The sequence below is a fragment of the Sphingomonas sp. GW821-FHT02B09 genome, from assembly GCF_059421875.1.
On sequence record NZ_JBWKVV010000007.1, the window covers coordinates 13270 to 24952 of the forward strand.

An 11683-nucleotide genomic window follows, 5' to 3' on the forward strand; every position below is an offset into this window, starting at 1 on the left:
CCCTTTCAGAATTGGTAGTAGATGAACGGAGCGATCCCGGCGGGGCGCATCGCGTCAACGACCAGCACCAGCAGCCCCAGCGCCGCCCCGATCGCGGGCGCCGGCCAGTGCCGCACGCGCACCGCGATCGCGGAGAGCAACCGCGGCGGGACGAAATGGATCGCGAGGCCGAGCACCACGAGCCCGAGCGACAGCGGCGTCACCAACGTGTTGCCCCGGCCGTTGGCCGCCAGTGCCCGCAGATAGTCGACCGCCGCCGCGATCCCCTGCGCGCGGAAGAAGATCCAGCCGAGCACCACGACGTGAAAGGTTACCAGCACCCCGGCCCAGACCGGCAGCGCCGGCCAGCCGACGGGCCAGTGCCGCCGCACGAAGCGCTCGATCCCCAGCCAGCCGCCGTGCAGCGCACCCCACACCATGAAGCTCCAGCTCGCGCCGTGCCACAACCCGCCGAGCAGCATAGTAACGAAGAGATTGGCGTAGGTCCGACCCTGCCCCTTCCGGCTGCCGCCGAGAGGGATGTAGAGGTAATCGCGCAGCCAGCTCGACAGGCTGATGTGCCAGCGGCGCCAGAACTCCTGCAGCGAGGCGGCGCGGTACGGCTGATCGAAGTTGCGCGGGAAGGTGTAGCCGAGCAGTGCGGCGATGCCGATCGCCATGTCCGAATAGGCGGAGAAGTCGCAGTAAATCTGCACGGCGTAGCCGTAGGCGCCCATGATCAGGTCGAAACCGGTGCGACTGGCGGGATCGAAGAACGCCGGATCGACCAGGCTGGAGGCGAGTTCGGAGGCGATCACCGTCTTCTTGAACAGCCCCCAGACGATCAGCAGCAGCGCCGCCGATGCCGCCCCGCGGGTCAGCCGCGGCGCTTCGCGGAACTGGGGCAGCAGGTCGGACGCGCGCACGATCGGCCCGGCGACCAGGTGCGGGAAGAAAGACATCAGCAGCATCAGGTCGAGCAGCCGCGCCGCCGCCACCCGCCGCCGGTGGACGTCGACCAAGTAGGAGATCGCCTGGAAGGTAAAGAACGACACACCGACCGGCAGCACGACCTGGAGCAGCGGCAGGTCGCGCCCGAAGCCCAGCCCGTGAACTAGCACGGCGAGCTGCTCGAAGAAGAACCCGGCGTATTTGAAATAGCCGAGCACGCTCAGGTTCGCGACGACGCCCAGCGCCAGCAGCGCCTTGCGCGTTCCCGGCCGCGGCGCCCGCTCGATCCCCTGCGCCAGCGCCCAGTTGACGGCGGCGGACAGGAACAGCAGCGCGACGAAGCGCACGTCCCAAGTGCCGTAGAAGAACCAGCTGGCGAGCAGCAGCGCGATCTTGCGCCATTCGTTCGAGGCCTGGAGCGACCAGGCGACGGCGTAGACGACGAGGAAGAAGAGCCCGAAGCTCAGCGTCGGAAACAGCATCAGCGCGCGGCGGTCGCGGGATCGGCGGCGATCGCCGCTTCCAGATCGGCCTCCAGCAGTTTGGCGATCGCGGCGCCGCCGTCCTTGGTGAAGTGGACGTGGTCGCCGCGCATCAACGGGACCGCCGCCGACACCCAACGGTGCGCGGTGCAGCGCCCGCCCATCCGGCCGGACCAGTCCCAATAGGCGAGGCCGTCGTCGTGCGCGCGGCGGCGCTGGATAGCCTGCACGGTGGCGAGCGCCGCGGTCGGCCGCCACGGCGAGGACACGGCGATGGACAGTGGCTGCACCGTCCCGCCCGCGTGCGCCGCGACCGGAGGTGCGCCCGCAGACGGGCAAGCCGGGCCGACGCCCGCCTCGCCCGTCTGCAGCGCGGCGAGGCGGGTGGCGCTGTCAGGCGCGCCGAGCATCAGGATCGGCAGGTCCGCCCCGACCAGCCGGCGCACCCGCGTGATCTGCGCGGCCAGCGCGGCCTCGTAGGCGGCGGCGGAGAAGCCGGGCTTGAACGCCTCGTTGGTGCCGAAGGCGACGACGACGAGGTCGGGGTGGTATTCCGCCAGCTCGCGCGCGACGACGCGGTCGTCGGTACGGCCGAAATGCAGGAACTGCGCGCCGACGGTACCCAGGTTCGACAGGGTGACGCCGCCGCCCGCGGACCGCTCGGTCGCCCAGGAGGTGATCGTCACCGGCCCCGCCGCGACGGTCACCGCGGCGCCCGCGACCGGGGTCGCGGTCTCGATCGTCTTGCAGGCTGGCTCCTCGCGGTCGTCGTCGAGCGACCACGTTTCGCTCCGGTCGCCCGCGCTCAGCGTCACGCTGCCCGCGCCCGGGCGGCGGAGCGCGCAGACGGTGAAGCGGTCGAAGGCCTGCGCGGGATCGGCGGCCAGCGAGATCGACGCGTCGGGACGGTCGGTGGTGAGGCTGTAGCCCGTCAGGCCGATCGGCGGCGTCAGCAGCCCGGCATAGGCGGGGCCGAAGATGCCGTTGACCGTCCACCCGTCGCTCTGCGCGGCGGTGATCCCGCGCGTCAGATAGCCCGCGTAGGGTCGTCCCGGCGGCAGCACGCCGCGCCCGCCGCCGCCGAAGCGCGCCTGGAGCAGCGCGCGCCAGCCGCCGGTCACCTGATCGCCCGCGGTGTGGCTGTCGCCAATCTGCACGATCCTGACCGGCCGCTGACCCATTCGCGCCCGATCGAGCTTGCGGAGGAACGGCCCGAGCCGATCGGCGTCGCACATTCCGCCGATACAGGGTTGCGCCGCGGCCTGAAGCAGCGCGAGCGCGAGGATCGTCACCATCAGCGCGGTCGCCCTGCCACGTCGCGCGCGCGCCCGGCGAGGGTGCGCACGTCCGCCGCGACGCCGGCAGTCAGCCGCTGGTAACCGACGCCGATCATGTGGAGCCCGTCGCCCGTCCGCATCAGCCGCGGCACGCCTTTCTCGTCGGGGAGGTAGGCGTTGTACTGACCTTTTGTGTCGACCGACAGCGGCCGGGTGTCGATGAAGGTCACGCCGAGTGCGCGCATGTGCTGCGCGTAGAATTGGTCCATCGCCTGCATCTGCGCATTCAACACCGGGTTGCGCATCACTGGCAAGCCCACCCAATAGACGGTCGCGCCGGTCGAGCGTACCGCGGCGACGAAACGATCGACGCGCGCGCCAATGACGCGCTGCCAGCCCTCGCTCATCAGCGGGTAGAGGTGACCGTCGTCGTAGAGCGGGAAGGCATCGTTGGCGCCGAAGCTGACGACGGAAACGTCCACGGGATCGCGCGCCAGCTGCTCCAGCGCACGCTTCTCGAGGTCGAGCGTGCGGTAGCGCGTGAAGCCGGTTGCCTCCTTGCTGAAGCGCAGCACCTCGAACCCGTCGTCGCGGGGGAGCTGGCGGTAGAGCGCCTCCCAGATGCCGTTCCCGAAACTGTCACCGAACACGCCGACGCGCAGCCTGCCGTCGGCGCGGACGCGCCCGACCACGCGCGGATCGAGCGTCGCCTGGCGCGGAAGCGGGGCATCTGCCCGGTTGCTGGTCGGCGCCGCCTGCGGCAACGCCACCGGCGCGGGAGCGGGGAGTGCCGCCGGTCCGACGAACGACTGGCCGACGACGAAGCCCGCCACCAGCCCGGCGACGAGCACCGCGGTCCGATCGAGCACCATCGCCAGACCGCGTGCCGCAGGGCGAGCGACCGCGTCACCGTCGCGCGGCTTGGGAAGCGGCGGCGAATTGGGAAAGGAATGGCTGTCGGGAGCCGGCTCGATCCCCCGCGTGACGTCGTTCATCGCGGCCTAGTCGCTCCCGGCACACGAAGCTGCAACTCCCCACGACGCAGATCAACCGCGAACGCGTCCAACATGTTCAGAATGTCCGATCCCAGGATCAGCGTCGCCTCACCCGCGGGGTCGGATCCGTCGAGCGCACCCGAGCCGGGAAAGATCATCCGCACGTTCGACAGCGCCGCCGGTCCGACCGTCAGCCGGTCGATCGACGCGACGCGCACCGCCTGCCCGTTCGCGGTGGCGCCGCTGATCGTGCCACCCTGCTTCAGCCGCGGATCGTCATCCTTCCAGCCGAGCGCTCTGAGCGCGGCGGGGCTCGCGATCGTCACCGCGGCCCCCGTGTCGACCAGCGCCTGCATCGTCACGCCGTTGAGCGTCACCGGCACGACGAGCGAGAGCACGTCAGTCGCCCTGCCCTTCACCGCGACGTAGCCGGGCGACGGTGCCGAGGAGGGCACCGCAGAGAGGGAGCCCGCGGTGCGGTCGAACACCAGCTTGCGGTCGGCGAGCAGGTCCATGCCGACGATCCCGCGCGCCGAGGTCGATCCGGCGTTGGGCAGCGCCACCAGCGTGTCGTCGCGGCGGTCGAACAGCACGTTGGCGAAGCGCTTGACCTTGTAGACCTGCGCCTCGCCCGTGCCCGTCGCGCCGACAATGTCGAGGGTCTGCCCGGCGGGAGGCAGCCTGAGCTCGCGCGCCAGGCTCTCGACGATCAGGCTGGTCTGCGCGGCGGTGTCGACCACCATGTCGAACGGTCCTTGCCCGTTGACGGCCACCCCAATCAGCGGGCGGCCTCGATTGTCGTGGCGCAGCTCCTCCGCAGGGCTGGCGGTGGCGGGCGCAGCAGCGGCGAGAACGACGAGCGGCAGCAGCAGAGGCATGGTGGGAGACTTTCTGAAGGCGGATGGTCGTGGCGGCGCGAGCCTATCGCAGCTTATTGCCGCGCAAGTCCCACACCTCGACGGGGGCAATGCCGAGCGCACGGACGTCGGCCTCGATCCGGCGGAGGTCACCGACGATGACCCACGTCATGGCGTCGGGCCGGTAGAGCTCAGCCGCGGTCCGGCGCGCGTCGTCCAGCGTCACCGCCGACAGCCGGTCGACCGAGGTGGCGGCGCGGTCTGCGGGCAGGCCGTACGTCGTCGATGTGACCATCGACTGCAGGAAAGCGCCACTGCTGTCAAAGCCGAGCGGCAGCGCGTGGATGCTGGCGGAACGCACCGTCTCCAGTTCCTCCGCGGTGATCGGCCTGGCCGAGACGAAGCCGCGCATCTCGTCGCGGATCGCGGCGATGCTGGGCGCGGTCTTGTCCGCCTGGACGCTGCCCATGGCGGCGTAGAGCCGCGGGCCGATCGGGGCGTCGCTGATCCCGCCGGTGAAGCCGTAGGACCAGCCCCGCTGGCGCATGCCAAGGTTGAGCCGGCTCTGGAAGCTGCCGCTCAGGGCCGCATCGACCAGCGACTCGCCCGCCGAACGCGCGGGATCGAAGGCGGGGACGAGCCCGCCCACGGCGATGGTGCTCTGCGTCGCCCCGGGCGCGTCGACCAGGATGATGCGGCCGCGCGGCGGCGGCGGCGGCGTGTCGACCAGCGGCGACGGCGACACCCGACCCCAGTCACCGAAGTGGAGCTCGGCGAGTTCACGCGCCTGCTCGGGCACGACGTCGCCGATCATGTAGAGCGTGGCGTTGTTGGGGCCGATCTCGCGATCGTGGAAGCGCAACACCGCATCGCGTCTGGCGGGTTTGACCGCGCCGGCGCTCAGCGGCTTGCCCCAGACGGTATGGGCGAGGAGGATGCCCGCTTGGTCCCCCGGGTTCGCGTCGCGCTCGTCGTCAATGTCGACCGGCGTGGTGGCAGCGACGGTGGCGCGTGCCGGCCCGAACGCCGCGTCGGGATAGAGTGGATGGCGCAGCACGTCGGCGGCGAGCGCGAACGACTCGTCGAGCTTGGTGTTGAGCGCGCGCCAGGTGAAGTCGCTTTGCCGGTCGCCGGCGTTGCCCCCCATCGCGCCACCGAAGCGCGACACCCGCTCGGCGACCGCCGCGGCGTCGAGGGTGCGGCTGCCCGAGGTCAGCATCGCGAAGGCGCGCCCGGCGGCGCCCGGCGCATAGCCGCCGTCGGCCAGCGCGCCGGTCGAGAAGCGCATGTCCATCTCGACGACGGGCGCGCGCGGCCGCTGCGCGACCACCAGCGTCATCCCGTTCGCCAGCGTCATCCGCGTGATCGGCGGGAACACAACCTTGCCCTTGAACGGTCCCGGCTCGGGCATCCGGGTACGATCTGCGTCGACGACCGCGGGCTTCGCGGCGGGCTTGGGCAGCAGCCGCATCTCATAGTAGGGACGACGGAGCCAGGTCGCCGCTAGCCCGCCCAGCTCCGCCGGGTGGACGTCCTTGACCCATTGCAGCTGCTTCAGGAAATAGGTGGGGTCGCCCTGCCCGACCTCGCCGTCGAGCAGGAAGTCCGCCATGGTTCCGTTGTTCTCCAGCATCCCCAGCACGGCGCCGCTGCTCGCGCCGATCACCGTGCGCAGCCGCTCGGGATTGGGGCCGTTGGCAACGAAGTCGGCGATCGCCGCGTCGAGCGCCGCGCCCGCAGCCTCAGGCGTCACGCCGGGGCGGAGCGCGACCGAGACGGTGAACGAATCGGCGAGCACGCTCTCCGCCATCTGGGCCGACACGTCGGTCGCGACCTTCTTCTCGTCGACCAGGCTGCGGTAGAGCGACGCCTGCTTGGACCCGGCGAGCATCTTCGCTAGCAGCAGCATCAGCGTCGCCTCGCGCGGGTCCTCGCTGTTGATCGACCAAGTGCGCATCAGCGTCGCACCGCCGACCTGGTCGTAGACGACGGTGCGGTGCGTGGTAGCGAGGTCGGGCGCCCAGTGGATCGGCCGGCTGGCGGGGGTGCCGGCGCGGATGCCGCCGAAGTAGCGCGTCACCTTCTCGCGCGCGGCCTTGGCGTCGATGTCGCCCGCCAGCACCAGCACTGCGTTGGACGCGCCGTAATGGTCGCGGAACCAGGTCTTGACGTCGTCGAGCGAGGCGCGTTCGAGGTCCTCCATCGACCCGATCGTGGTGTGACCGTAGGGATGGCCGGGCGAGTAGAAACCCGGCAGGAAATAATCCTGCACCTTGGCGCCGGGCGCGGCCTCGCGTTGGAGCTTCTCGTTCTTCACCACGCCGCGCTGCTCGTCGAGCAGCGGCTGGGTGATGCTATCGCCGAGATAGCCCATCCGGTCCGACTCCATCCACAGCGCGAGGTCGATCGCGTTGGAAGGCACCGTCTCATGATAGTTGGTGTAGTCGCTGTCGGTGGCCCCGTTCATGTCGGTCCCACCAACTTTGGCGAGCGGCGCGAAGAACTCACCGGGCCGGTGGATCGTCGGCTGGAACATCAGGTGCTCGAACAGATGCGCGAACCCGGTCTTGCCCGGCGGCTCGTCGCGCGAGCCGGTGCGGTAGCGCAGCCCAACGTAGACGGTCGGTACGCTGTGGTCGGTGTAGACCAGCGTCGTCAGCCCGTTGGGGAGCGTGAACCGCTCGAAGGGGACCTTGACCTCGGCAGGAGCGGCGGGAGCGGGCCTTGCTGGCTCCGCGCGAACGGAGGAGAAGGCAACGCAGGCCGTGCCGGCCGCCAGCACGGAGAGCCACGATGTCCGTCCCGTCCGCATCCGCATCCCCATTCGCATTCGCATTCCTCACGCCACTGGCCGCGCCGCGATCAAGCACGGCAAGCTTGCATCAGCCTTGCATCGGCCCCGCCCGGCGCGCCGCGACCGCCCGATGGCGACCGCTGGCCGCGGCATCGGCAAGGTTCGTGCAAGCCTTCGATGTCATCTCACTGACTTATGCGACGCCGCGATGCGGGCTCCTGCCCGGCCGTTCCCCAATGAGTTCCCGGCTCGACCTGACCTTGGAGGGCGGGCTGGAGCAGCTGCGGGTCGACGGCCGGCGCCACCTGACGGCGGCGGCGCGGCGCGACGCGTGGGACGCCGCCTGGCGCCGGGCGGCGCCGCTCGCCGTGGCGACGGCGGTCGTGGCGCTGGCGCTGGCGCTGCTGCGGGCGATTCCCGCCGCCGCGGCGATCGCGCTGGCGGTCGCGGCGTGGCTGGCGGCGCTCGCCTTCGACTACGCCCGGCGGCGACGCGGCGCGTCGATCGGGCGGCAGGCCGCGCTGGGCCTCGTCGACGATCAACTGCGGCTAAAAGATCGCCTCACCACCAGCGACGAGTTCCTGCGCCGGCCGGACCGCGATGGTTTTCACGAAGCCGCGTTGGCGGAGGCGGCACCCTGGATCGAGCGGGCGCTGGGGACACCGCTCGCCCCCGTCCCAGCGCGACCGAGGGGGGGGCGATGGCCGTGGCTGGCCGGCGCGGCGGCGATCCTCGCCGCGACGCTGCTGGTGCGCCACGCCGACCGCTGGCCGTCGGACGCCGCGCCGCGCGCTGCGGCCAGCGCCTCTCACATCGCTGAGGCCGACGCCGCGGCCGCTCGCGACCCCGACCTCGCTGGACCGAGCGAGCGCGAGCGGGCAATCGAGGCGCGCAACCCCGCCAGCGCAGGGACGCCCGACGGCACCGCCCTGCCGCGGTCGGCGGCGAACGCGGTCGCTCCCATGGGCAGCGCCGCGGCGGGCGCACAGGGGCGGGCAGGGCGCGACGGCGCGACCGCCGGCCGCTCCAGCGAGCCGGCCCGTGCCGCCGCCGCTGCGGCGGGCAGGGCTGGCGGCGGCGACGCCAAGCGCGAGGCCGGACCGAAGAGCGGGGCTGGATTTTCCGCGCGCGGCGGCACCGACGTGCCGTCGGGCGATCCCCGCGCCGGACGGCCGGGAGCCAACGGCGGGACGAAGGCTGACCAGGAGAAGGGCGGCGACCGGCAAGCGGCGCGCCAGGATCGCGAGCGGATGCCGGCGGGCTTTCCCATGCCCTCCGCCGCACGCCCGTCTGCGTCCCCTCCTTCGCAGGCCGGCCAGGGGAACAAGCCGCCGCAGCCGGGCACCGCCAGCCGCCAGGGCGGCGGCCAGAAGGGCGGCAAGGGACAGCAGGGTCAGCAGGGTCAGAGCTCCGGCCAGGGCCAAGGCGCGGGGCGCGGTGCCGGCCAGGACGCGGTGAAGCGGACGCGCGGATCGTCGTCGCTGCTGCTTGCGGTGCCGATGGAGGACCGACTGATCGGCATGCCGAGCCCCGGCCGCGTCAACAGCGTCACCCGTGCTGCTCCTCCCCGCCCGTCGGCGGCGGGCCAAGTTGCCGCGCAGGACCGCGGCCGGCAGAACGGCGACAGCGGCGAGCTGCTCCACCGCGCCGACACCGCCCACGACGCGCGCGTGCTGCGCGACTTTTTCCGCCTACGCCGCGGCGAACCACCGGCGGCGGGCGCGGAGGCGTCGCGATGACGCCGGCGCCCGTCCCCACGTTCGAGCAACTGTTTGACCCCGACTTTCTGACCCGGCTCTCGGCCTTCTCGCTCCGCATCGCGCGGGCGCAGAAGGGCGGCCGGCTCGCCGACCAGCGCGCCACCGCGCGCGGCCAGGGCTCCGACTTCGCCGACTTCAAGCCCTACGTCGCGGGCGACGACCTGCGCACGATTGACTGGAACATCTATCGCCGCCTTGGTAAGCTGTTCGTCCGCGTGTTCGAGGAGCGGCAGGACCTGCCTGTCTACCTGCTGGTCGACGTATCGCGCAGCATGTTCGTCGAGCAGCCGCCGCGGATCGACGCGGCGCTGCGCACCGCGCTCGCGATCGCCGGGGTAGCATTGGGTCAGCACGACGCGGTCAGCCTGCTACCCTTCTCCGACGACATAATAGTGCAGCTGCGCGGCGTCTCGGGCAGCGCGGGCATCGCCCGCGTCGTGCGGGCGCTGGCCGATCAGCGGCCGGTGGGGCGCACCGGCCTCGCCGCCGCGCTCGCCCGGGTCGGCGGCATGCGGCTGCGCCGTGGGCTGGTGGTGGTCGTGTCCGACTTCTTCGACGACGGCGGCATTGAGCCGGTGGTGGACGCGCTCGGCCGGCTGCCGCACCGGCTACTGCTCGCGCAGCTGGTCAAGCCGCACGACGAGGACCCGCTCCAGCACCCCGAGCTGACCGGCGACCTGCTGATCGACGACGGCGAGGGCGAGCGGGCGGTGTCGCTGTCGATCACGCCGCAGGTGATCGACCGCTACCGCGCGGTGTATCGCGCCTTTGAAGACGCGTTGACCGGGTTCGCGACGTCACGCGGCGCCGGGCTGGTGCGGATCGACGCCGACCGCGACGTGCTCGACCAGCTGCTGCCGCTGCTCGGCCGGGGGACGGTGCTGTGACCGTCGCGACCTTTCCCTGGCCGGTCGTCGCCGCGGGCGCCGTCGTGCTGGCGGGCATCCTCTACCTGCTCCAGCGGCTGCGATCGCGGCGACGGGTGGTCCATCTCGCCGCGGCCGGTCTATGGAGCCGCGCGGTCGAGGAGGCTCCGCTGCGCGTCCTCGGCACGCGCTTCCGCTACTGGTTCGCCTATCTGCTGGCGCTGGCGATCGTGCTGACGCTGTGGCTGGCGGCGGCGCATCCGTCGCTGCTGATGCGCGCGCGCGCGGCAGGGCCCGAGCTCTTCTACTTCGACGGCTCCGCGGTGTTGAGCGGCGGCGGCGAGTGGGAGGCGGCCAAGCGCGCGCTGATCGCCGATGCCGCGGCCGCGGCCCCCGACCGGCGCGAGGTCTTCCTGGGCGACGCGACGGGCACGCGGCTGCTGGCGCCGGGCGAGAGCCTGCCGCTCCTGTCACAGCGCCTCGACGGGATCGGCGTGGGCGCGCATCCGTCGACCTTCCCAGAATGGCTGCGCGACCGCGCCACGCGAGAGATGCCCGGGGAGCGTACGATCGTCCGCTACTACGGCGGCTGGCCGGCCGCGCGCGCGGCCGGCGCCGCAGTCCCGGGCAAGGCGACGGTCGCACTCGGCTATCTAGCGGCGCCGGTGCCGGGCAACCGCGGCATCGTCGCGCTGGGCGCGATGCCCGCGGCGTCGGGCCGCTGGGGCAAGGCCGACGTGCTGGTCGAGACAGCGGCGGCCCAGGGTGCAGCACCGGGAATCGACGCGCTGCGCTTCACTCGCGACGGCGGCGTGACAGCGGCGCCGGCGGCGACGCTGCTCGCGCCCGGCAGACTGCTACTGCGCGACGTCGACGCCGACGGCCGCATCATCGGCGTCGCCCTGCAAGACGGCGACCGCTTCGCCGCAGACGACCACGCAGCGATTCGGCTGCCCGACTGGCGCCCGATCCGCGTCGCGCTCGCCGCCGGCCTGCCCGCGGCGGTGCGCGACGCGGTGCGCGCCGACGAAGCCTTCGTCCAGGCCGCACCCGCGGACGCGCAGGTGATCGTCCGCTACGCGGGCGGCGCGGCGCTGCCCTCGCACGACCTGCCGGCGCTGGTGCTGGCGCCGCCGGGCACGGCGCCGGCGTTCCGCTTCGCCGGGCCGGGCGAGGAGGAACGCGGCGAGCTGGCGCACCGGCTGGACGAGTTCGGGCTCGACCGGATTGATGCCGCGGCGCTCGCCGACGCGCTCCACCGCCCGATCGGGATCGCCGTGGCCGATGCCACCGTTCGACGGATCACGGTGTGGCAGGACCTGTTCGCCGACCGGTCGGGCTTCGTGCGCACCGCCACCATGCCGCTGTTCGTATCGCAGGGTCTACGCTGGCTCGCCGGGCAGGAGCCGTGGCTGCCCTACGCCAAGGCGGGTGCCGTGCTCCCCGGCGACCCCTTTGGCTGGTCCGCGGGCGCGACCGGCCGCCGCGGCCTGCCCGATACCCCCGCGTTCGCGCCGAGGGCGGACGGGCGCGGAGCCCTGCCCGTGTCGCTGGTCGATCGGGCGACCACGCTCGCGGCCGGCGACGCGTCGCGGCGGCTGGCGCTGTCGCCGGGCGGCGGCGGCGCGCTGCCCGACCCGCCCTTCACGATCCTGATCGCGATCGCGCTCCTGCTGCTGGCAGGCGAGTGGGTGCTGGTGCGGCGCGGCTGGATGCGGTGAG

At 72.5% G+C, this 11683-nt stretch carries 8 protein-coding genes; 3 read left to right on the forward strand and 5 right to left on the reverse strand.

All coding sequences use genetic code 11. From position 1 onward, the window contains the following. Window positions 1-5: 5 nt before the first annotated feature. From AC07U4_RS20220 to AC07U4_RS20240, 5 genes are read right to left on the reverse strand one after another with little or no spacing between them, the layout of a single operon-like run. Window positions 6-1412, reverse strand: a complete 1407-nt coding sequence (locus AC07U4_RS20220) for an MBOAT family O-acyltransferase (RefSeq protein ID WP_495196776.1) — start codon at window positions 1410-1412, stop codon at window positions 6-8. Beyond that, on the reverse strand, window positions 1412-2707 hold the full coding sequence (locus AC07U4_RS20225; protein WP_495196777.1) for a GDSL-type esterase/lipase family protein: 1296 nt from the start codon (window positions 2705-2707) through the stop codon (window positions 1412-1414). Before AC07U4_RS20225 ends, AC07U4_RS20220 begins: the two co-directional genes overlap by 1 nt. Continuing rightward, on the reverse strand, window positions 2707-3684 hold the full coding sequence (locus AC07U4_RS20230) for an SGNH/GDSL hydrolase family protein (RefSeq protein ID WP_495196778.1): 978 nt from the start codon (window positions 3682-3684) through the stop codon (window positions 2707-2709). Before AC07U4_RS20230 ends, AC07U4_RS20225 begins: the two co-directional genes overlap by 1 nt. Beyond that, window positions 3681-4562 carry an aspartyl protease family protein gene (locus AC07U4_RS20235; RefSeq protein WP_495196779.1) on the reverse strand — a complete coding sequence of 294 codons (882 nt, stop codon included), beginning with the start codon at window positions 4560-4562 and terminating at the stop codon, window positions 3681-3683. Before AC07U4_RS20235 ends, AC07U4_RS20230 begins: the two co-directional genes overlap by 4 nt. Window positions 4563-4605: 43 nt before the next feature. Beyond that, window positions 4606-7353, reverse strand: a complete 2748-nt coding sequence (locus AC07U4_RS20240) for a M16 family metallopeptidase (protein ID WP_495196780.1) — start codon at window positions 7351-7353, stop codon at window positions 4606-4608. 218 nt (window positions 7354-7571) lie between these two features. Here AC07U4_RS20240 and AC07U4_RS20245 point away from each other — a divergent pair, with 218 nt between their 5' ends. From AC07U4_RS20245 to AC07U4_RS20255, 3 genes are read left to right on the forward strand one after another with little or no spacing between them, the layout of a single operon-like run. After that, on the forward strand, window positions 7572-9074 hold the full coding sequence (locus AC07U4_RS20245) for a hypothetical protein (RefSeq protein ID WP_495196781.1): 1503 nt from the start codon (window positions 7572-7574) through the stop codon (window positions 9072-9074). Continuing rightward, on the forward strand, window positions 9071-9982 hold the full coding sequence (locus AC07U4_RS20250; RefSeq protein ID WP_495196782.1) for a DUF58 domain-containing protein: 912 nt from the start codon (window positions 9071-9073) through the stop codon (window positions 9980-9982). Before AC07U4_RS20245 ends, AC07U4_RS20250 begins: the two co-directional genes overlap by 4 nt. Next, window positions 9979-11682 carry a hypothetical protein gene (locus AC07U4_RS20255; RefSeq protein WP_495196783.1) on the forward strand — a complete coding sequence of 568 codons (1704 nt, stop codon included), beginning with the start codon at window positions 9979-9981 and terminating at the stop codon, window positions 11680-11682. The genes AC07U4_RS20250 and AC07U4_RS20255 overlap by 4 nt, the downstream gene beginning before the upstream one ends. Window position 11683 lies beyond the last annotated feature (1 nt).

What these genes read in the sequence shown, in the direction of transcription:
- AC07U4_RS20245 (WP_495196781.1), top strand. Translation starts at nt 7,572, where the DNA reads ATGAGTTCCCGGCTCGACCTGACCTTGGAGGGCGGGCTGGAGCAGCTG.
- AC07U4_RS20250 (WP_495196782.1), top strand. Translation starts at nt 9,071, where the DNA reads ATGACGCCGGCGCCCGTCCCCACGTTCGAGCAACTGTTTGACCCCGAC.
- AC07U4_RS20235 (WP_495196779.1), bottom strand. Translation starts at nt 4,562, where the DNA reads ATGCCTCTGCTGCTGCCGCTCGTCGTTCTCGCCGCTGCTGCGCCCGCC.
- AC07U4_RS20230 (WP_495196778.1), bottom strand. Translation starts at nt 3,684, where the DNA reads ATGAACGACGTCACGCGGGGGATCGAGCCGGCTCCCGACAGCCATTCC.
- AC07U4_RS20225 (WP_495196777.1), bottom strand. Translation starts at nt 2,707, where the DNA reads ATGGTGACGATCCTCGCGCTCGCGCTGCTTCAGGCCGCGGCGCAACCC.
- AC07U4_RS20220 (WP_495196776.1), bottom strand. Translation starts at nt 1,412, where the DNA reads ATGCTGTTTCCGACGCTGAGCTTCGGGCTCTTCTTCCTCGTCGTCTAC.
- AC07U4_RS20240 (WP_495196780.1), bottom strand. Translation starts at nt 7,353, where the DNA reads ATGCGGACGGGACGGACATCGTGGCTCTCCGTGCTGGCGGCCGGCACG.